Here is a 221-nt window from a genome sequence, read left to right as displayed (position 1 = left end):
GTGCCATGGTGGCATTGTGGATGGCAATAGTGCTGACTGTACCTATGGCCGGTACTTCGAGGCGGAGTTCCCGGGCAGTGCGGGTTACTACCGTAATAGCTCAGAACCAGGGCGTGGCGGCGGCGTGATCGGGATCGCGGCCAACGCGCTGGTGCTGGATGGCACCATCAAGGCACAAGGTCAGAAGACCTACCACGATGACCTGCCAGCGGGGGCAGGCG

The 221-nt window shown here is 62.4% G+C and carries 1 protein-coding gene; it reads left to right on the top strand.

Annotated features, from left to right (window positions below; all coding sequences use genetic code 11):
• Positions 1-16: 16 nt before the first annotated feature.
• A partial coding sequence (locus A3709_RS21910; RefSeq protein WP_156507904.1) for a hypothetical protein occupies positions 17-221 on the top strand: 205 nt, incomplete at its 3' end.

The sequence above is a fragment of the Halioglobus sp. HI00S01 genome, assembly GCF_001635445.1.
Classification (GTDB): domain Bacteria; phylum Pseudomonadota; class Gammaproteobacteria; order Pseudomonadales; family Halieaceae; genus Halioglobus; species Halioglobus japonicus.
Note: the sequence above shows the minus strand (reverse complement) of the source record. Positions and strands in the feature narration are given on the sequence as shown.